Source organism: Burkholderia stagnalis, from assembly GCF_039848545.1.
Taxonomy (GTDB): Bacteria; Pseudomonadota; Gammaproteobacteria; order Burkholderiales; family Burkholderiaceae; genus Burkholderia; species Burkholderia stagnalis.
Genome location: NZ_CP156685.1, coordinates 390852 through 410857 on the forward strand (window position 1 = coordinate 390852; position 20006 = coordinate 410857).

A 20006-nucleotide genomic window follows, 5' to 3' on the forward strand; every position below is an offset into this window, starting at 1 on the left:
TCAAGTCATGGCCTACGCCATGCCACGCCTGCCGGCTGATGGCAGCCGGCAGGCTCTCATGCGGTACGGGAATTCCCTGAGATCGCGCGGCGGGGCCCACGCGGCGCCGTCGGCGCGGCCGCCAGGTACGCGTGCAGCGCCGCCCGCAGCTCGCCGCGCAGCGTGGCCGCGTCGAGCGCCGGCCCGAGCGTCAGCAGCGATTGCGAGATCCAGCCGTAGCAGGTCGAATGCGCCATCCGCGCGAGCCCGTCGAGCCGCGCGGCCGGCGGCGGGTCGGCCGCCTGCGCGAGCGCATCGCGCCACAGCGCGACGTACGCGTCGTAATGCCGCCGGTAGGCGGCGAGCGGCGATACCTGCCGCTCCAGCGCGAACAGCGCGCTCCACAGCGCCGCATCGGCGCCGATCGCGTCAACCTGCAGGTCGACCAGCGCGGCGGCAAGCGCCGCGCGCGGCGCGCCGCGCAGCGTGCCGGCCGCGGCGCGCAGCCGGTCGGCCATCGCCTGCACGCGCCGGTGGATGCACAGCGCGGCGAGGCTCTGCTTGTCGGCGAAATACTCGTAGAACGTACCGACGCTCACGCCCGCGACCGCCGCGATCTCGCGGATCGTCGTCTTCGCGTAGCCGCGCTCGAGCCAAAGCTGAACGAACGCCTGCTGCAGCGCGTCGGAGCTCGCCTGCGCGCGCGGCTGGCGCGGCCGGCGGCGCAAGGCGGGCCGGGGTTGCGCCGCCGGCGGGCCGGGCGGCGCCGGAACCTGAACATGTCGCGGCGGCATATTTGCTACTCTGGAATCAGGACAGCACGAGCTTTGCATGGGGCCGGGGCACGCGCCAGCGCGCCACCCCAGATCGAGCGCGACGCAGGGAACAGGGAGACACACCGATGGCCGGGCCGACGCACGCCGTTGCAAACCAGTTCGACGAACTGGTCGACTATAACCTCTTCGCCACCGACGCCCCGCTGCGCGAGGCGCTCGCGCGCGCCGGCGCCGGCTGGGCCGCGCCGCAGCTCGACGCGTACGGCGCGCGGCTCGGCAGCGCCGACACCGCCCGGCTCGCGGAAGACGCGAACCGGCATACGCCGGAACTGAACACGTTCGACCGGCGCGGCAGGCGGATCGACCGCGTCGATTTTCACCCGGCGTGGCACGCGCTGCTCGGCATGTACCGCGAGGCCGGCTTCGTGTCGCTCGCGTTCCGCGACACGCGCCCCGGCCGCTGGGCGGCCACCGCGGCCGGTTTCTACCTGCACGGCCAGATCGAGGCCGGCACGCTGTGCCCGGCGACGATGACGCAGGCCGCGATTCCCGTGCTGCAGAAGGAGCCCGCGCTGTGGGAGCTGCTGCGCGAGCGGCTGTACAGCGACGCGTACGACCCGCGCGACGTGCCGGTCGCGCAGAAGCGCTCGATCTGGTTCGGCATGGGCATGACCGAGAAACAGGGCGGCTCCGACGTGCGCGCGAACACGACGCTCGCGACGCCGTTCGGCGCGGGCGGCCGCGGCGGCGAATATCTGCTGCGCGGCCACAAGTGGTTCTTCTCCGCGCCGATGTGCGATGCGCACCTCGTCGTCGCGCGCACCGACGCCGGCGGCCCGTCGTGCTTCTACGTGCCGCGCTGGCGGCCCGACGGCACCAAGAACGCGGTCGAGATCCAGCGCCTGAAGAACAAGGTCGGCAACCGCAGCAACTCGAGCAGCGAGATCGAGCTGAACGACGCGTGGGGCATCATGCTCGGCGACGAAGGCCGCGGCATCCCGACCATCATCGAGATGGCGACCTACACGCGCCTGAACTGCGTGCTCGGCAGCGCGGCGATGCTGCGCCAGGGCGTCGTGCAGGCGATCGCCTACACGCGGCAGCGTCACGCGTTCGGCCGCGCGCTCGCCGAGCAGCCGCTGATGCGCACCGTGCTCGCCGATCTCGCGCTCGAAAGCGAGGCCGCGCTCGCGCTCGCGATGCGGCTCGCCGCCGCATTCGAACGCGACGACTCGCCGCGCGAGCGCGCGTGGAAGCGCATCGTCACGCCCGCCGCGAAATTCTGGGTCTGCAAGCGCGCGGTCGAGCTGACCGGCGAAGTGATGGAAGTGTTCGGCGGCAACGGCTACGTCGACGACGGCCCGATCGCGCGGCTGTTCCGCGAGGCGCCCGTCAACTCGATCTGGGAAGGCTCCGGCAATGTGATGTGCCTCGACGTGCTGCGCGCGGTGTCGCGCGAGCCGGATGCGGCCGCCGCGCTGCTCGACGAGCTGAACGAAGCAGCTGCCGGCGAGCCACGGATCCGGGCGGCGCTCGACACGCTGCGCACGATGCTCGCCGCGCCGGCCGATACGCTCGAGGCATCGGGCCGCCTGTTCGCGCAGCGCCTCGCGCTCGTCGCGCAAGCGTGCCTGCTGCGGCGCGACGCGCCGGCCGCGGTGGCCGATGCGTTCGTCGCGACGCGGCTCGCCGAGCCCGCGTGGGGCCGCATCGCGGGCGGCTTCGATCCGCGCGGCATCGACGTCGCCGCGCTGCTGCAGCGCGCGTATCCCGCCTGACGGCGCCGCCTCGTCACTCGCTCGGGAGTCCGGATGAACCTCCTTTCCGCCCTCGACCGCGCCGCTCGCGCGACACCCGACAAGCCGTTCCTGCGCCACGACGACACGACGATCACGTACGCCGACGCGCGCGAGCGCTCGCACCGCGCGGCGGCCGTGCTGAGTGCGCTCGGCATCGCGGCCGGCGAGCGCGTCGCCGCGATGTGCTTCAACACGCCCGCCTTCATCGACGCGATGTTCGGCGCGTGGCGGCTCGGCGCGGCGTTCGTGCCGGTCAACCACAAGCTGCAGGCGCCGGAAGTCGACTACGTGCTCGAACACAGCCGCGCCAAGGTGATCCTGTTCGACGCGGCGCTCGCGGGCGTGCTCGAACGCGTCGCGCATCCGGCGCGGCGGCTGTCGACCGAAGGCACGCTCGCGGGCCTGCCGTGCTTCGACACGATGCGCGACGCGATGGACGGCGTCGCCGGCATCGAGCCCGCCGACGACGACATCGCGCAGATCCTCTACACGTCCGGCACCACCGGCCACCCGAAAGGCTGCGTGCACAGCCACCGCACGGTGACGCTCGCGGCGATGCACGCCGCGCTGGCGATCGGCATCGGCCGCCACGAACGCACGCTGATGGCGATGCCGATCTGGCATGCGTCGCCGCTCAACAACTGGTTCGGCGGCACGCTGTACGCGGGCGGCACCGTCGTGCTGCTGCGCGAATACCATCCGCTGCGCTTCCTGCAGGCGGTCGAGCGCGAGCGCGCGACGCTGTATTTCGGCGCGCCGGTGTCGTACACGCTGCCGCTCGACACGATCGACGGCTTCGCCGCGTTCGACCTGTCGAGCGTGCGCGCGTGGCTCTACGGCGGCGGCCCGATCGGCGCCGCGCAGGCCGAACGGCTCGCGCACGCGTATCGCGGCGGCGTGTTCTACCAGGTGTACGGGATGACCGAGACGGGCCCCGCCGGCACCACGCTGTACCCCGACGAGCAGCTCGCGAAGGCCGGCTCGATCGGCCGCCACGGCGGCCCCGGCGTCGACCTGCGCGTCGTGCGCGCCGACGGCGGCGACGCGCGGCCGGGCGAAGCGGGCGAAATCTGGCTGAAGGCCGACAGCATGATGATCGGCTATCTCGACGATCCGGCCGCGACGCGCGCCGCGTTCGCGCCGGGCGGCTGGTACCGCACCGGCGACGTCGCGCGCATCGATCAGGATGGCTACCTGTTCCTCGTCGACCGGCTGAAGGACATGATCGTGACGGGCGGCGAGAACGTCTATTCGAAGGAAGTGGAGGACGTGCTGGGCGCGCATCCGGACGTGCTGGAAGCGGCGGTGGTCGGCATCGCGCATCCGGAATGGGGCGAGACGGTGGTCGCGCACGTCGTCGTGCGGGCGGGCGCGGCACGCGATGCGCAGGCGCTGCGCGCGTTCTGCGGCGAGCGGCTCGCCGCGTACAAGATTCCGCGCGAGGTCGTGTACGCGGACGCGCTGCCGCGCACGCCGACCGGCAAGGTACAAAAGTTCCTGCTGCGCCGGCGGCCCGGCTGAGCGCCCGACAATGAAAAACGCCACCGGACGCTTGCGCGTCGCGGTGGCGTCGGCCGGGGCCGGTGGCCCCGCTACACTCGTCGGCTTACTTGCCGCCGATGCTCTTCAGCGGCTTCCACTCGCCCTTCTCGACCTTGTACATCGTGATGCCGCCGTACTTCAGGTCGCCCTTCGCGTCATACGCGACGTGCGACGACGTGACACCCGCCATGTCGCTCTTCGCGAGCACCGGCAGGTACTTCGCCGGATCGGTCGAATCGGCCTTCTTCATCGCGTTGAACATCGCCATCGCGCCGTCGTACGAATACGGCGAGTAGGTCTGCACGTCTTCGCCGAAGCGCTTCTTGTACTTGTCCGCATAGGACTTGCCGCCCGGCATTTCGGTCAGCGGCAGGCCCGCCAGCGACGCGATCGTGCCTTCCGCCGCGTCGCCCGCGATCTTCAGGAAGGTCGGCGTCTTCACCATTTCGCCGCCCATCAGCGGCGCCTTGAAGCCCAGCGCCTTCATCTGCTTGACCATCGGCGCCGCCTGCGAATCCGCGCCGCCGTAGTAGACGAGATCCGGCTGCGCAGCCTTCAGCTTGGTCAGGATCGCCTTGAAGTCGACGGCCTTGTCGTTCGTGAATTCACGCATCACGATCGTCGCGCCGGCCGCCTTCGCCGACTTCTCGAACTGGTCGGCCAGGCCCTGGCCGTACGCGGTGCGGTCGTCGACGATCGCGATCTTCTTCATGCCGAGATCCTTCGACACGAACGCGCCCGCCACCGAGCCCTGCTGCGTGTCGGACGTCATCATGCGGAAGGTCGTCTTGTAACCCTGCTGCGTGTATTCCGGCGCGGTCGCCATCGCGATCTGCGGAATGCCCGCGTTCGCGTAGATGCGCGAGGCCGGAATCGTCGTGCCCGAGTTGAAGTGGCCGAGCATGCCCTTGATGCCGTCGTCGACGAGCTTCTGTGCGACCGTCGTGCCCGTGCGCGGGTCGGCCTGGTCGTCCTGCGTGTCCAGCACGAACTTGACCGGCTTGCCGCCGATCGTCGGCTTCGTCGCGTTGAAGTCCTCGATCGCGAGCACGATGCCGTTCTGCATATCCTTGCCGTAATGCGCCTGTGCACCGGTCATCGGGCCTGCGTAGCCGACCTTCACGTCATCCGCGTGCGCAGTCCCCGCCAGCGACATGACCGCGACGAACGTCGCGCCTGCCAGCTTTTTCATCGTGTGTTCCATTGCATCTCCTTGGTACCAGGTGTAAATGGAGCGGCTTCGGGATCGCCTTGCCGCTTCCTTTGTTTGATCCGAACGGCAAGGATGGTCAGCCGATCGTCATCAAATTCGCATTGCCGCCCGCCGCCGCGGTGTTCACGCTGACCGAGCGCTCGGTGAGCAGCCGCTCGAGCGCGTAGTCTTCCGCGTCGCCGTGCTCGAACGCACCGGCCGACACGCCCTGCACCGACACGATCGGGCCCGGCCGCTGCGCGACCTCCTTCACGAGCGTCTGCAGTTCGTCGCTGTCGCCTTCGAACAGCACCGCGTCGAACGCCGCGTCCGCCTGCTTGCGCACGCTCGCATGCGCCTTCAGCGCCGCCGGCAGCGCGGCGAACAGCGCCTCGCCCGCGGCACCGGCGAACAGCGCGCGGTTGCCCGTCGCGAGCACCGCCGCGAACTGCGCACGCGCGCCGCCTGGCGTGGCCGCCACGCACAGCACCGTGCCGCGCGGGCCGAGTGTATACGTATTCCGCTCGCCCGTCGGGCCGGTCAGCACCGCGGTGGCGCCGGCCGGCACCTGTGCCAGGTAACCGTCGCAGCGCGCGGCCAGTGCCGGCTCGCGCTGCTCGATCAGCCAGTCGCGCAGCGCCGTCAGCGTGGACGCCGGGTTCTCGCGCGACTCGCCTTCAACGGCAGCGTCGGCCACCAGCATGTCCGCGAGCGAACGCGGCAGGCCGGACGGGCGCGTCGCGAGCAGGCGCTGCAGGTACAGCGCGCCGCCGGCCTTCGGGCCCGTGCCCGACAGCCCTTCGCCGCCGAACGGCTGCACGCCGACCACCGCGCCGATCACGTTGCGGTTCACGTAGATGTTGCCGACGTGCGCGCGTTCGATCACGTGCGCGATCGTCTCGTCGATCCGCGTGTGGATGCCGAGCGTGAGGCCGTAGCCGGTCGCGCGGATCTGCTCGAGCAGCTTGTCCAGCGCGCTGCGGCGATACCGCACCACGTGCAGCACCGGGCCGAACACTTCGCGCTTCAGCTCGTCGATGCTGCCGATCTCGATCAGCGTCGGCGGCACGAAGGTGCCGTGCGCGCACGCGTCCGGCATCGCGAGCTGCGTGACGCCGTGGCCCTTGTCCTTCATCGCGGCGACGTGCGTGTCGATCGTCTGCTTCGCCTCGCCGTCGATCACCGGGCCGACGTCCGTCGACAGGCGGTCGGGGTTGCCGAGCGCGAGTTCCTGCATCGCGCCCTTCAGCATCGTCAGCGTGCGGTCGGCGACATCGTCCTGCAGACACAGAACGCGCAGCGCCGAACACCGTTGACCGGCCGAGTCGAACGACGACTGCATCACGTCCGCGACGACCTGCTCGGCGAGCGCCGACGAATCGACGATCATCGCGTTCTGGCCGCCCGTCTCGGCGATCAGCGGAATCGGCTTGCCGTCCGGGTCGAGGCGCGCCGACAGCGTCTTGTTGATCAGGCGCGCGACTTCGGTCGAGCCGGTGAACATCACCGCGCGGGTGCGCGCGTCGGCCACCAGCGCCGCGCCGACCGTCTCGCCGGTGCCCGGCAGCAGCTGTACCGCGCCGGCCGGCACGCCGGCCTCGCGCAAGAGGCGCACGGCCTGGGCCGCGATCAGCGGCGTCTGCTCGGCGGGCTTCGCGAGCACCGTGTTGCCGGCGGCCAGCGCCGCGGCCACCTGGCCCATGAAGATCGCGAGCGGGAAGTTCCACGGGCTGATACAGACGACCGGGCCGAGCGGACGGTGCGTGTCGTTCGAGAATTCGTCGCGGATCTGCGCGGCGTAGTAGCGCAGGAAATCGACCGCCTCGCGGATTTCCGCAATGGCGTTCGGCAGCGACTTGCCCGCTTCGCGCACGATCAGGCCCATCAGCGTATGCATCTGCGCTTCGAGCAGGTCGGCGGCACGCGCGAGACAGTCGGCGCGCGCATCGACCGGCGTCGCCTGCCAGATCGGCGCGGCGGCCACCGCGTGCGCGAGCGCGGCGCTCACGTGCTCGGCCGTCGCTTCGCTGACCGCGCCGACCACGTCGCGCTGGTCGGCCGGGTTGCGCACGTCGCGGGCCGGCGCGTCGGCGAGCGCGTCGTCGGCGAGCATCGGCGCGGCGCGCCACGGGTGGTGCGCGCTCGCGAGCAGCGCGGACGACAGCGACGCGAGGCGATGCTCGTTCGACAGGTCGAGGCCCATCGAGTTGAAGCGCTCGTCGCCGTACAGGTTGCGCGGCAGCGGGATCTTCGCATGCGGCGCGCCGAGCGGCGTGACCTTCAGCGCTTCCTCCACCGGATCGGCGACCAGCTCCTTCACCGACACGGTCTTGTCCGCGATGCGGTTCACGAACGACGTGTTCGCGCCGTTCTCGAGCAGGCGGCGCACGAGGTACGCGAGCAGCGTCTCGTGCGTGCCGACCGGCGCGTACACGCGGCACGGGCGGTTCAGCTTGTCGCGGCCGGTCACTTCCTCGTACAGCGGCTCGCCCATCCCGTGCAGGCACTGGAATTCATACTGGCCCGGGTAGTAGTTCTGGCCCGCGAGGTGATAGATCGCGGCCAGCGTGTACGCGTTGTGCGTCGCGAACTGCGGATAGACCGCGTCCGGCGCGGCAAGCAGCTTCTTCGCGCACGCGAGGTACGACACGTCGGTGTAGATCTTGCGCGTGTAGACCGGGTAGCCTTCGAGGCCGTCCACCTGCGCCCGCTTGATCTCGGTATCCCAGTACGCGCCCTTCACGAGGCGGATCATCAGGCGGTGACGGCTGCGGCGCGCGAGGTCGATCAGGTAGTCGATCACGAACGGGCAGCGCTTCTGGTAGCCCTGCACGACGAAGCCGATGCCGTTCCAGCCCGCGAGTTCCGGGTCGAAGCACAGCGCCTCGAGCAGGTCGAGCGACAGCTCGAGACGGTCGGCTTCTTCCGCGTCGATGTTCAGGCCGATGTCGTAGCGGCGCGCAAGCAGCGCGAGCGCGCGCACGCGCGGCAGCAGCTCGCTCATCGTGCGGTCCTGCTGCGAGCGCGAGTAGCGCGCGTGCAGCGCCGACAGCTTGATCGAGATGCCGGGGCCTTCGTAGATGCCGCGGCCGCCGGCCGCCTTGCCGATCGCGTGGATCGCCTGCTCGTACGATGCGTAGTAGCGCTGCGCATCTTCTTCGGTCGTCGCCGCTTCGCCGAGCATGTCGTACGAGTAGCGGAAGCCGCGCGCCTCGAACTTGCGGCTGTTCGCGAGCGCTTCGGAAATCGTCTCGCCGGTGACGAACTGCTCGCCCATCAGGCGCATCGCCATGTCGACGCCCTTGCGGATCAGCGGCTCGCCGCCGCGGCCGATCAGGCGCGTAAGCGCCGACGACAGCCCCGCTTCGCTATTGGTCGTGACGAGCTTGCCGGTGATCATCAGCCCCCAGGTCGCCGCGTTCACGAACAGCGACGGCGCGTGGCCGACGTGCGAGCGCCAGTCGCCCTTGCTGATCTTGTCGCGGATCAGCGCGTCGCGGGTCGCGCGGTCGGGAATGCGCAGCAGCGCCTCGGCGAGACACATCAGCGCGACGCCTTCCTGGCTCGACAGCGAGAATTCGTGGATCAGCCCTTCGACGCCGCCGCCCGAGCTCTTCTCGCGCAGCGCCTCGACGAGCTGCCCGGCGAGCGCCTGCACGTCCGCCGACAGGTTCGCGGGCAGCCGCGCCTGGCCGATCAGGAACGGCACGCACTCCGGCTCGGGGCGGCGGTACGCGGCCGTGATCGCCGCGCGCAGCACCGATTGCGGTTGCACGTTCTGCGCGAACTCGAGGAACGGGTGCGGGGAGTTGTCGTCGTCGCCCTCGCCGGCCTGGCCGTCGGCGAGATCGGTCACGCCGCTGTGGCCGGACAGCTCCGGCGGCAGCTGGCCGTGCTCGATGCGTTCGAGATACGCGAAGATCGCCTGCTTGATGAGCCAGTGGGGGGTGCGTTCGAGCCGCGTGGCTGCGTCTTTCAGGCGCGAGCGGAGCAGGTCGTCGACTTTGACGCCAAGGGTGGTGCTTGCCATGGTGGGTTCGTGCGCCGACGGGAAGCCGGCCAGTGACGTGAGAGGATGCGCGAAATCCTACGGCACACAATAAAAAGGTGCAACCCAATTTCGTATATGGTTGCACCTCAATTTTATTGAATATAATCAGCTACTTATGAGATCGCAACCTAGGAGTTGCCCGTGGTCGGGGGATCGGGATTTTCCCTGATCCGCCGCGTGCGGACACGCGCGGGCAACCCGGGCCCGGTATGGCGCGGGACGGAACCCGGTTGCACACGCGCCGGAACGGCCGCGCGAAGCGGGATGACAAGGGGGAATGGGAATAGCGGGAAAACCAGCCGGTGCGCGCGCGTGGCGCCGGGCGCCGTCAGACGTCCAGCGGATCGACCTCGACGTTCCACCGCAGCACGCCCTTCAGCGCGCGCAGCTCGAAGTGCCACGCGTGCAGCGCGTGCTGCAGCGCCGCCCGCGACGCGCTTTCGAGCAGCAACTGCGCGCGATGGACGTTCGCGACCTTCACGATCGTCATCGGCACCGCGTCGTACACGGTGACGCGGTCCGCGCCGGGCAGCCCCGGCAGCGCCGCCGCGGCCTGCTGCAGGAAGCCGAGCGCCGCGTCGAGCGTGCGCCCCTCGGCGCGCAGCAGCGCCTGGTAGACGAACGGCGGCAGATGCGCATCGCGCCGCTCGCCGAGCGTCGAATTCGCGAAGCCGACGTAATCGTGCCGCGCGAGCGCGTGGTAGAGCGCGTGGCGCGGGTAGCGCGTCTGCACGAGCACCTCGCCCGGCAGCCCGGCGCGGCCCGCGCGGCCGCTCACCTGCATCAGCTGCGCGAACAGCCGCTCGCTCGCGCGGAAATCGTGCGAGAACAGCGCGGTATCGGCGTTGAGCACGCCGACCAGCGACACGCGCTGGAAGTCGTGCCCCTTCGCGATCATCTGCGTGCCGACCAGGATGTCGACCTCGCCCGCGTGCACGTCCGAGAACAGCGCCTGCGCGCTGCCCTTGCGGCGCGTGCTGTCGGCATCGATCCGCAGGATGCGCGCGCCGGGCACCGCCTCGGCGAGCGCTTCCTCGACGCGCTGCGTGCCGCGGCCGAGCGGTGCGATATCGACGTTGCCGCACTCGGGGCACGACCGCGGGATGCGGGCTTCCCAGCCGCAGTGGTGGCAGCGCAGCGCGTGCTCGGGCTTGTGCAGCACGACGTACGCGCTGCAGCGCGGGCAGCCGGCCACCCAGCCGCACGCGTCGCATGCGAGTTGCGGCGCGTAGCCGCGCCGGTTCAGGAACACGAGGCTCTGCTCGCCGCGCTCGAGCCGCGCCTTCAGCGCCGCGACGAGCGGCCCGGACAGCCCGCCCATCGACGCGCGCCCGCGCCGCCGCTCCTCCTCGAGGTCGATCAGCCGCACGCTCGGCAGCACCGCGTCGGCCACCGCGCGCCGCGACAGCGTGAGCTTCCTGTAGCGCCCCTGCTCGGCCTGCCACCAGCTTTCGAGCGACGGCGTCGCCGAGCCGAGCACGACCGGGATGCCGAGCTGCTTCGCGCGCCACACCGCGAGGTCGCGCGCCGAATAGCGCAGCCCTTCCTGCTGCTTGTACGCGGGTTCGTGCTCCTCGTCGACGACAATCAGCGCGAGCGTCGGCAGCGACGCGAGCACCGCGAGGCGCGTGCCGAGCACGATCCGCGCGCGGCCCGTATGCGCGGCCAGCCAGTTGCGCGCGCGCTCGCCCTCGGCCAGCCCGCTGTGCAGCGTGACGATCGCGTCCGGCGCAAGCGTGCCGGCGAAGCGCGCGCGGAATGCGGCCTCGAACTGCGGCGTCAGGTTGATTTCGGGGACGAGCACGAGCGCCTGCGCATCGGGCCGCGCGTCCAGCAGCGACGCGAGCGCATGCAGATAGACCTCGGTCTTGCCGCTGCCGGTCACGCCGTGCAGCAGGAACGGCGCGAAGCCCTGCGCGGCGCGAATCGCGTCGAGCGCCTCGGCCTGCTGGTCGGTCAGCGGCGGCGGCTCGGTTCGTCCGCCGTTTTGCCCGCTACTTTGCCCACCGCTTGTCGACAGGTTATCCACAGGCTTGGGCACAGGGTTATCCGCCCAGCCGATCGTCTCGACGTCGACCCAGCCCTGCGCGGCCCAGTCGTCGAGCGTCGCCGCCGCCTTCGGGTGCAGCGCGCGCGCATCGGGCAGGCTCAGCGACTCGGCGTCGGCCAGCGCCTGCGCGAGCCGCCGCAGTGCCGCCGCGCGCGCGGGCAGCGCGTCGGGCAGCGCCGCGCGGCCGGCCTCGGACGCCCGATAGCGGACTTCCGGCGCCAGCAGCCGCCCCCAGCGCCCGGCATCGCGCAGCGCCTGCGGCAGCGCGGGCAGCGCGACCTCGCCGCGGCCGCGCTGGTAGTAATCGGCGGCGAACCCGACGAGCGCCAGCCAGTCGGCCGACAGCGGCGGCAGCTCCGTGCAGATCGCGTCGACCGCGCGCAGCCGCGACGGCGGCACGTCAGTGTGAGTCGTCACTTCGCAGACGAGCCCGACCGCCTGCCGCCTGCCGAACGGCACCTGCACGAGCGTGCCGGGCCCGGGCGCCGGCTGCGCATCGCAGCGGTAATCGAACAGGGTCGCGAGCGGATGGTCGAGCGCGACCCGCAGATAGGTGCCGTCCGTCACGGGCACCCCGCGCCGGCGCGCGCCGTTCGGGTTCCGCCCCCCAATGCATGGGCGGGGCCGGCGAACTTAAAGTAAAACTTCAGATTCGGCGCTAAGTTTTGGATTCGCATTAGGAATCGCCGTATACCCTGACCGGCCTGTGGATAACTTTGTTGAGAACTCGCCGCCCACCACCCGGAAAGCGCGTCGGGTCGTGCCTTCCACTGCTTTTTCCGGTATACGGCCGGTCGCCGCGAAGCCTTATTCCATAAGGCTGCTATTCAAATTACCCGACAATAGCGAGGTAATTTGACCGATACGGGGCTCTACCGCGCTGCAACGTGGAAAATGTGTATAAGTCAAGTCTTGACAAGCGGCGGATCGGCCGTCCGGGCGGGGTTGCGCCCTGTTTAGCCCGGATCGCGAAACATCGCCGCTCCGCACCGCAGCATGGCCCCGCTTGCAATCAGCGCGCGGCCGAGCTACGGATCGCGCGGCTGTGGTTGTGCACCTCGTCGACCAGCTCGGCGACGTGCTCCGGCGGCGTGAACTGCGAGATGCCGTGCCCGAGGTTGAACACGTGGCCCGGGTGGTTGCCGTAGCTGTCGAGCACCGCGCGCGCCTGCTCGCGGATCGCGGCCGGCGGCGCAAACAGGATCGTCGGGTCGAGGTTGCCCTGCAGCGCGACCTGCCCCGCCACGCGCTCGCGCGCGGCGCCGACGTTGACCGTCCAGTCGAGCCCGACCGCGTCGACGCCCGTCGCCGCGATCTCCTCGAGCCACAGCCCGCCGCCCTTCGTGAAGGTGATGACCGGCACGCGCGCGCCGTCGTGCTCACGCTTGAGCTGCGCGACCACACGCCGGATGTAGTCGAGCGAGTAGCGCTGGTATGCGCCGTCCGCCAATGCGCCGCCCCACGTATCGAAGATCATCACGGCCTGCGCGCCGGCTTCGATCTGCGCGTTCAGGTATGCGGCCACCGCCTGCGCGTTGATGTCGAGGATCCGGTGCATCAGGTCCGGCCGCGCATACGCCATCGTCTTCACGGTGCGGAAATCGTCCGAGCCGCCGCCCTCGACCATGTAGCACGCGAGCGTCCACGGGCTGCCCGAGAAGCCGATCAGCGGCACCCGCTGGCGGCCCTGGCCGTCGGTCAGCGCGCGGCGGATCTCGCGCACCGCGTCGGTCACGTAGCCGAGCGTCGCGCCGATGTCCGGCACCGCGAGCTTCGCGACGTCCGCCTCGGTGCGCACCGGATGCGCGAACTTCGGCCCTTCGCCCACCTGGAAGTCGAGGCCGAGGCCCATCGCGTCGGGAATCGTCAGGATGTCCGAGAACAGGATCGCGGCGTCGAGCGGGAAGCGCTCGAGCGGCTGCAGCGTCACTTCGGTCGCGTAGTCGGGGTTCTTCGCGAGGCCCAGGAAGCTGCCGGCCCGGGCGCGCGTCGCGTTGTACTCGGGCAGGTAGCGGCCCGCCTGGCGCATCAGCCAGATCGGCGTGTAGTCGGTCGGCTCGCGCAGGAGCGCACGCAGGAAGGTGTCGTTGAGCAGGGTATGGGCCACGGTGGAAGCGACGATGCGAGAGGCAAAAGCGCATTTTACCGGACCGGGGCGCTTGCGCCGCGCGCGGCGGCCGATGGCGGCCATATGACGCGCGCGATGGCTCCGTTATGATCGTCGCTCATATCGAACCAGATGAAGGAGGAGACACGATGACGATGCCGAAGCTTGCCGCGTTCGCCGCGGCCGCACTACTGCTGACGAGCGCCTCGGGCACTGCTTGCGCGGCCGACGCGGGCGCGGCCCCCGCCGCCGGCTCGCGGCTCGACGAGGTGCTCGCGCGCGGCGCGCTGCGCGTGTGCACGACCGGCGACTACAAGCCGTATTCGTACTACCGCACCGACGGCCGGTTCGAGGGCATCGACATCGACATGGCGGACGCGCTCGCGAAATCGCTCGGCGTGAAGGCCGACTACGTGAAGACGAGCTGGCCGACCCTGACCGCCGATTTCGTCGCGAAATGCGACATCGCGGTGGGCGGGGTATCGACCTCGCTCGAGCGCCAGAAGCGCGCGTTCTTCACGCAGCCGTACATGACCGACGGCAAGACGCCGATCGTGCGCTGCGCGGATGCCGACAAATACCAGAGCGTCGCGCAGATCGACCGGCCCGAGACGCGCGTGATCGTGAATCCCGGCGGCACCAACGAGCGTTTTGCGAAGCAGCATTTCACGCACGCGAACGTCACCGTCTACCCGGACAACGTGACGATCTTCAAGCAGATCCTCGCGGGCAAGGCGGACGTGATGGTCACCGACGCGTCCGAGACGCTGCTGCAGCAAAAGCTGAATCCGGGCCTGTGCTCGGTGCACCCGGACAAGCCGCTCCAGTTCGGCGAGAAGGCGTACATGGTGCCGCGCGGCGACGTCGTGTTCCAGCAATACGTCGATCAATGGCTGCACCTGGCGCTGTCGAACGGCGAATTCCAGGCGATCTCGGACAAGTGGCTGAAGTGATGCGCACGCGGCACCGCGCGTGCCGGGAAGGCGGCGGCCGACGCGCGGCCCGTGGAGCACCCGAGCACCGGGTTGACCGCCACGATCCGGCAGCCGGCCTGCTGCCTGGTTTCGGCGACGCCATGGTTCGGATGATCAGGTTTATCCGAAAGGCCGACTACTCGATCACCCGATCACGTTTCAAAATCTTTCTGATGATTGAATCGTTCTCGACCGAGGCCCCGGCGCGATGCATTTTTTCGCGTGTGATTGTGAACTTCGTCGAGCCTAACACGCATGAAAAACGCATCACGCGCACGCCATGAAAACAGTTGCGGAAATATTGGTAAAAATGACCTTTTCAGGATCACATAAAACAGCAAAAAATCCCGGAAAGCCTTATCTGGCGGGCGTTACAACCTGAAACACTTTGTTACCGCGAGGGCACATCAATTCGCCCACAATGGCCTTCAACGGTTTCAACACGGATGCGGTCTCGTGTGCCAAGTGTGAGCGGACGCGAAGCGCTGCGAGCCCGTCGGTCATGTACCGAAGCCCTACCCAGGGGCATCCTTGTTGGAGTCGTTTCCGGTCTTCCCTCCGGACGCGTTCCATCTTTGGTCTCCTCGCGCTAACCCCGTAGCGTGTGGTTTTTAGCGGGCTAATAAGCCCGCTTTTTTTCGTCCATCGAAAACGTAACGGCCCGCAGGCCGTCACGTTGCGCGCATCACGCGGTCTTCTGCACGTCGAGCTTCAGCTCGTCGATCATGCGCTGGCGCATGATGAACTTCTGCACCTTCCCCGTCACCGTCATCGGCAGCTCGTCGACGAAGCGGATGTAGCGCGGGATCTTGTAGTGCGCGATCTGCCCGCTGCAGAAGGCACGCACGTCGTCCTCGCTCATCTGCTCGCCCGCGCGCAGCACGATCCACGCGCACACTTCCTCGCCGTACTTCGCGTCCGGCACGCCGAACACCTGCGCGCTCTGAATCTTCGGATGCCGAAACAGAAACTCCTCGATCTCGCGCGGGTAGATGTTCTCGCCGCCGCGGATCAGCATGTCCTTCAGGCGGCCGACGATGTTGCAGTAGCCGTCCGCGTCGATCGTCGCGAGGTCGCCCGTGTGCATCCAGCCGTCCACCAGCACGTCGCGCGTCTTCTCGTCGTCGTCCCAGTAGCCGAGCATCACCGAGTAGCCCTTCGTGCACAGCTCGCCCGTCTCCCCGACCGGCACGGTGCCGCCGCTCGGATCGATGACCTTCACTTCCAGGTGCGGCTGGATGCGGCCGACCGTCGTCGTGCGCTTCTCGAGCGGATCGTCGGTCGAGCTGTGGAACGACACGGGGCTCGTCTCCGTCATCCCGTACGCGATCGTCACCTCGGACATGTGCATCTGCGACACGACGCGCTTCATCGTCTCGATCGGGCACGGCGAGCCGGCCATGATGCCGGTGCGCAGCGTCGACAGGTCGTACTTCGCGAAATCCGGATGGTCGAGCTCCGCGATGAACATCGTCGGCACGCCGTGCAGCGCGGTGCAGCGCTCCTCCGCGACCGCGGCGAGCGTCGCCGCCGGGTCGAACGCCTCGCCGGGAAACACCATCGCGGCGCCCGTCGACACGCAGGCGAGCACCGACAGCACCATCCCGAAGCAGTGATACAGCGGCACCGGAATGCAGAGCGCGTCCTGCTCGCTGAAGCGCATCGCCATCGCGATCGAGCGCGCGTTGTTGACGACGTTGCGGTGCGTGAGCGTCGCGCCCTTCGGGCTGCCGGTCGTGCCGCTCGTGAACTGGATGTTGATCGGGTCGGTCGATGCGAGCGTCGCGCCGAGCGCGTCGAGCGCCGCGGGGTCGAGCGCGTCGCGGCCGCGCGCGATCACGTCGGTGAAACGGAACATGCCGGCCGGCGCGACGTCGCCCATCGACACGATGGTGCGCAGGCTCGGCACGCGCGCGGCATGCAGCGCGCCCGGCGCCGCGCTCGCCAGCTCCGGCGCGATCGTCTGCAGCATCTCGACGTAGCCGGACGACTTGAAGCGCTCCGCGGTGATCACCGCCGTGCAGCGGACCTTGTTCAGCGCATACTCGAGTTCCGCGAGCCGGTAGGCGGGGTTGAGGTTGACGAGAATCGCGCCGATGCGCGCGGTCGCGAACTGGGTCAGCAGCCATTCGCTGCGGTTCGGCGACCAGATGCCGACGCGGTCGCCCTTGCCGATGCCGAGCGCGGCGAGGCCCGCGGCCAGCGCGTCGACCTCGTCCGCGAACGCACGCCAGGTCCAGCGCACGCGCTGCTCGCGAAACACCACGGCCGGCCGGTCGGGAAAGCGTTCGGCGGTCTCCCGCAGGAACTGTCCGATCGTCGCTTCGGATAGCGGCACGTCGGTCGCGCCGCGCACGTACGACAAGCCGTTTTCGGGCGCGATCAGCGCCCCCACGCGTGAGTCTGCAGCCATGATGTCTCCGTCTCTTGTGTCAGCCTGATCCAGCGGACGATAACGCGCTCCGCTGACGACACTCTGACATCGATCCCCGGCGACCGGACGGAAAAGCACACTCGGCCTGAAATCGGACGAAAAAAAAGCAGCCCGGAGGCTGCTTTCTTTCGCGTGATGCGCGGCTGGCTCAGTGCCGGCTGCGGATCTTCGCCAGACGCTGGATCGCTTCGAGCTGCGCCATCGCGGTCGCGAGCTCGGATTGCGCCTTCGCGAGGTCGATGTCCGACTTCGCGTTCTGCAGCGTCTCCTCGGCGCGCTTGCGCGCTTCCTCGGCTTTCGCCGAGTCGAGATCCTTGCCGCGGATCGCGGTGTCGGCGAGCACCGTCACGGCGCCCGGCTGCACTTCGAGAATGCCGCCCGCGACGAACACGAATTCGTCGTTGCCGTTTTCGGCTTCGATGCGCACCGCACCCGGACGAATCCGCGTGATCAGCGGCGTGTGGCCCGGCAGAATGCCCAGCTCACCCGATTCGCCCGGCAGCGCGACGAATTTCGCCTCGCCCGAGAAGATCTGCTCTTCCGCGCTGACGACGTCTACTTTGATGGTTGCCATATCGACTCCTGTCGGCGGGAGTGAGCGCTTCAGCGCTTACCCCCGTCCCATGCAAGGCACGGTTGAGCGTATTACGTGGGTGCCGAAGCGGCGCACCGATACATCACGCGTATCGATACGCCGCGGGCCGGCACCCGCTGCGTTACACCCGACCTTTACTGGATCTTCTTGGCCTTCTCGAAGGCTTCGTCGATCGTGCCGACCATGTAGAACGCCTGTTCCGGCAGGTGGTCGCACTCGCCGTCGACGATCATCTTGAAGCCGCGGATCGTTTCCTTCAGCGGCACGTACTTGCCCGGCGAGCCCGTGAACACTTCAGCGACGTGGAACGGCTGCGACAGGAAACGCTGGATCTTACGTGCGCGCGCGACCGACAGCTTGTCTTCCGGCGACAGTTCGTCCATGCCCAGAATCGCGATGATGTCGCGCAGTTCCTTGTAGCGCTGCAGCGTCTGCTGAACGCGACGGGTGATCGAGTAGTGCTCTTCACCGATCACGTTCGGGTCGATCTGGCGCGACGTCGAGTCGAGCGGGTCGACCGCCGGGTAGATACCCAGCGAAGCGATGTCACGCGACAGAACGACGGTTGCGTCAAGGTGGCCGAAGGTGGTTGCCGGCGACGGGTCGGTCAAGTCGTCCGCAGGGACGTACACGGCCTGGACCGACGTAATCGAGCCCTTCTTGGTCGACGTGATGCGCTCTTGCAGCTTGCCCATTTCTTCAGCCAGCGTCGGCTGGTAGCCCACTGCCGACGGCATACGGCCGAGCAGTGCCGACACTTCGGTACCGGCCAGCGTGAAACGGTAGATGTTGTCGACGAAGAACAGCACGTCGAGGCCTTCGTCACGGAAGTGCTCGGCCATCGTCAGGCCGGTCAGCGCGACGCGCAGACGGTTGCCCGGCGGCTCGTTCATCTGGCCGTACACCAGCGCGACCTTGTCGAGAACGTTCGAGTCCTTCATTTCGTGGTAGAAGTCGTTCCCTTCACGGGTACGCTCGCCCACGCCCGCGAACACGGAGTAACCGCCGTGCTCCTTCGCGATGTTGTTGATGAGCTCCATCATGTTGACGGTCTTGCCCACGCCTGCACCGCCGAACAGACCGACCTTGCCGCCCTTTGCGAACGGGCAGATCAGGTCGATGACCTTGATGCCCGTTTCGAGCAGTTCGGTCGACGGCGACAGTTCGTCGAACGCCGGCGCCTTCTGGTGGATCGAACGCGTCGTTTCGCTTTCGATCGGGCCAGCCTCGTCGATCGGACGGCCGAGCACGTCCATGATCCGGCCGAGGGTCGGCTTGCCGACCGGCACCGAGATCGGCTTTGCCGTGTTCTTCACGGTCAGGCCGCGGCGCAGGCCGTCGGATGCACCCAGACAAATGGTGCGGACCACGCCGTCGCCCAGCTGCTGCTGGACTTCGAGCGTCAGTTCCGAGCCATCGAGAATGAGCGCGTCGTAGATCTTCGGCATGCTGTCGCGCGGGAATTCCACGTCGATAACGGCGCCGATGCACTGTACGATCTTGCCTTCTACCAAAGCAGCAGTACTCATCGCTTTTCCTTTAAATACCTGATTCTTTACTCGCGCAAAGGCGCAGTTTCGGGTGGTCTCGCGGCTCGCGCTTAAACAGCTGCGGCGCCGCCGACGATCTCCGACAGTTCCTTCGTGATCGCGGCCTGACGGCTCTTGTTGTAGACCAGTTGCAGCTCGCTGATCACGGTCTTCGCGTTGTCCGACGCAGCCTTCATCGCGACCATCCGCGCCGATTGCTCCGACGCCATGTTTTCCGCGACGGCCTGGTACACCAGCGCCTCGACGTAACGCACGAGCAGCTCGTCGACCACCGCCTGCGCATCCGGCTCGTAGATGTAATCCCACGACGTGGCCGGCGTGCCGTCATTCGCCTCGAAGTGCTCCGACGACAGCGGCAGCAGCTGTTCGATCACCGCTTCCTGCTTCATCGTGTTGACGAAGCGCGTGTACGCGAGATAAACCGCCGACAGCTTGCCTTCCGAGTACAGGTCGAGCTGCGTCTTCACCGCGCCGATCAGCTTGTCGAGGTGCGGGGTGTCGCCGAGATGCACGACCTGCGACATCACCTTCGCGCCGAAGCGATTCAGGAACCCGAGGCCCTTGCCGCCGATTGCGGTGGCTTCGACCTTCTGGCCCTTCTCTTCCAGCTCCTTGAACTTCTGAACCGTCGCGCGCAGCACGTTCGTGTTCAGACCGCCGCACAGACCCTTGTCCGTCGTGACGAGGATGATGCCGGCCGTCTTCGCGCCTTCGTTCGCCACCATGAACGGGTGACGGTACTCGGGGTTCGCGCGGCTCATGTGCGAGGCGATGGCACGGACCTTGTCCGCATACGGACGAGCGGCGCGCATGCGTTCCTGCGCGCGGCGCATCTTCGATGCAGCCACCATCTCCATCGCCTTCGTGATCTTGCGCGTGTTCTGCACGCTCTTGATCTTGCCGCGAATTTCCTTCATTCCAGCCATAGCTTGCTCCTTGACCGAAGCAGCGCGGGCG

The 20006-nt window shown here is 68.5% G+C and carries 12 protein-coding genes and 1 pseudogene; 3 read left to right on the forward strand and 10 right to left on the reverse strand.

Annotation, left to right across the window (positions count from 1 at the left end; genetic code table 11):
• Nucleotides 1-56: 56 nt before the first annotated feature.
• Entirely contained in the window at nt 57-773 is a 717-nt protein-coding gene (locus ABFO07_RS01920; protein WP_347468170.1) for a TetR/AcrR family transcriptional regulator, read from the reverse strand.
• 107 nt (nt 774-880) lie between these two features.
• On the opposite strand from ABFO07_RS01920, the gene ABFO07_RS01925 reads away from it, so the two are divergent.
• Both ABFO07_RS01925 and ABFO07_RS01930 read left to right on the forward strand, forming a co-directional pair.
• Nucleotides 881-2533, forward strand: coding sequence for an acyl-CoA dehydrogenase family protein (locus tag ABFO07_RS01925; protein ID WP_059882308.1), 1653 nt, complete (start codon nt 881-883; stop codon nt 2531-2533).
• A 33-nt stretch (nt 2534-2566) separates the two neighbouring features.
• Nucleotides 2567-4075, forward strand: coding sequence for an AMP-binding protein (locus tag ABFO07_RS01930; RefSeq protein ID WP_059906804.1), 1509 nt, complete (start codon nt 2567-2569; stop codon nt 4073-4075).
• A gap of 85 nt (nt 4076-4160) precedes the next feature.
• Here the strand turns inward: ABFO07_RS01930 and ABFO07_RS01935 are convergent, their stop codons facing one another.
• The 4 genes from ABFO07_RS01935 to hemE form a co-directional block, all read right to left on the reverse strand.
• A complete protein-coding gene (locus ABFO07_RS01935; RefSeq protein WP_059810939.1) occupies nt 4161-5300 on the reverse strand; it encodes a branched-chain amino acid ABC transporter substrate-binding protein in 1140 nt (379 codons plus the stop codon).
• A gap of 85 nt (nt 5301-5385) precedes the next feature.
• On the reverse strand, nt 5386-9318 hold the full coding sequence (putA, locus tag ABFO07_RS01940) for a trifunctional transcriptional regulator/proline dehydrogenase/L-glutamate gamma-semialdehyde dehydrogenase (RefSeq protein ID WP_059563853.1): 3933 nt from the start codon (nt 9316-9318) through the stop codon (nt 5386-5388).
• A gap of 349 nt (nt 9319-9667) precedes the next feature.
• Nucleotides 9668-11956, reverse strand: a complete 2289-nt coding sequence (locus ABFO07_RS01945) for a primosomal protein N' (protein ID WP_347468173.1) — start codon at nt 11954-11956, stop codon at nt 9668-9670.
• 445 nt (nt 11957-12401) lie between these two features.
• Nucleotides 12402-13496: a uroporphyrinogen decarboxylase gene (gene hemE / locus ABFO07_RS01950; protein ID WP_059810937.1), complete on the reverse strand. Its 1095-nt coding sequence runs from the start codon at nt 13494-13496 to the stop codon at nt 12402-12404.
• A 155-nt stretch (nt 13497-13651) separates the two neighbouring features.
• On the opposite strand from hemE, the gene ABFO07_RS01955 reads away from it, so the two are divergent.
• On the forward strand, nt 13652-14449 hold the full coding sequence (locus ABFO07_RS01955; RefSeq protein WP_347468638.1) for a transporter substrate-binding domain-containing protein: 798 nt from the start codon (nt 13652-13654) through the stop codon (nt 14447-14449).
• On the opposite strand, the pseudogene ABFO07_RS01960 reads toward ABFO07_RS01955, so the two are convergent.
• The 5 genes and pseudogenes from ABFO07_RS01960 to atpG all read right to left on the reverse strand — a co-directional run.
• A pseudogene (locus ABFO07_RS01960) lies at nt 14383-14550 on the reverse strand (hypothetical protein); the annotation flags it as partial. The gene ABFO07_RS01955 and the pseudogene ABFO07_RS01960 overlap by 67 nt on opposite strands.
• 605 nt (nt 14551-15155) lie before the next feature.
• Nucleotides 15156-16883, reverse strand: a complete 1728-nt coding sequence (locus ABFO07_RS01965) for an AMP-binding protein (RefSeq protein ID WP_322237850.1) — start codon at nt 16881-16883, stop codon at nt 15156-15158.
• Nucleotides 16884-17052: 169 nt separating this feature from the next.
• Entirely contained in the window at nt 17053-17478 is a 426-nt protein-coding gene (locus ABFO07_RS01970) for a F0F1 ATP synthase subunit epsilon (protein WP_017334793.1), read from the reverse strand.
• A gap of 155 nt (nt 17479-17633) precedes the next feature.
• Nucleotides 17634-19028, reverse strand: a complete 1395-nt coding sequence (atpD, locus tag ABFO07_RS01975; protein WP_031397079.1) for a F0F1 ATP synthase subunit beta — start codon at nt 19026-19028, stop codon at nt 17634-17636.
• 71 nt (nt 19029-19099) lie between these two features.
• Entirely contained in the window at nt 19100-19975 is an 876-nt protein-coding gene (gene atpG, locus ABFO07_RS01980) for a F0F1 ATP synthase subunit gamma (protein WP_059563849.1), read from the reverse strand.
• Between the last annotated feature and the right edge of the window lie 31 nt (nt 19976-20006).

Excerpts from the sequence above, each read along its gene's own strand:
- ABFO07_RS01920 (WP_347468170.1), bottom strand. The coding sequence starts at position 773 with ATGCCGCCGCGACATGTTCAGGTTCCGGCGCCGCCCGGCCCGCCGGCG.
- ABFO07_RS01925 (WP_059882308.1), top strand. The coding sequence starts at position 881 with ATGGCCGGGCCGACGCACGCCGTTGCAAACCAGTTCGACGAACTGGTC.
- ABFO07_RS01930 (WP_059906804.1), top strand. The coding sequence starts at position 2,567 with ATGAACCTCCTTTCCGCCCTCGACCGCGCCGCTCGCGCGACACCCGAC.
- ABFO07_RS01935 (WP_059810939.1), bottom strand. The coding sequence starts at position 5,300 with ATGGAACACACGATGAAAAAGCTGGCAGGCGCGACGTTCGTCGCGGTC.
- putA (WP_059563853.1), bottom strand. The coding sequence starts at position 9,318 with ATGGCAAGCACCACCCTTGGCGTCAAAGTCGACGACCTGCTCCGCTCG.
- ABFO07_RS01955 (WP_347468638.1), top strand. The coding sequence starts at position 13,652 with ATGCCGAAGCTTGCCGCGTTCGCCGCGGCCGCACTACTGCTGACGAGC.
- ABFO07_RS01965 (WP_322237850.1), bottom strand. The coding sequence starts at position 16,883 with ATGGCTGCAGACTCACGCGTGGGGGCGCTGATCGCGCCCGAAAACGGC.
- ABFO07_RS01970 (WP_017334793.1), bottom strand. The coding sequence starts at position 17,478 with ATGGCAACCATCAAAGTAGACGTCGTCAGCGCGGAAGAGCAGATCTTC.
- atpD (WP_031397079.1), bottom strand. The coding sequence starts at position 19,028 with ATGAGTACTGCTGCTTTGGTAGAAGGCAAGATCGTACAGTGCATCGGC.
- atpG (WP_059563849.1), bottom strand. The coding sequence starts at position 19,975 with ATGGCTGGAATGAAGGAAATTCGCGGCAAGATCAAGAGCGTGCAGAAC.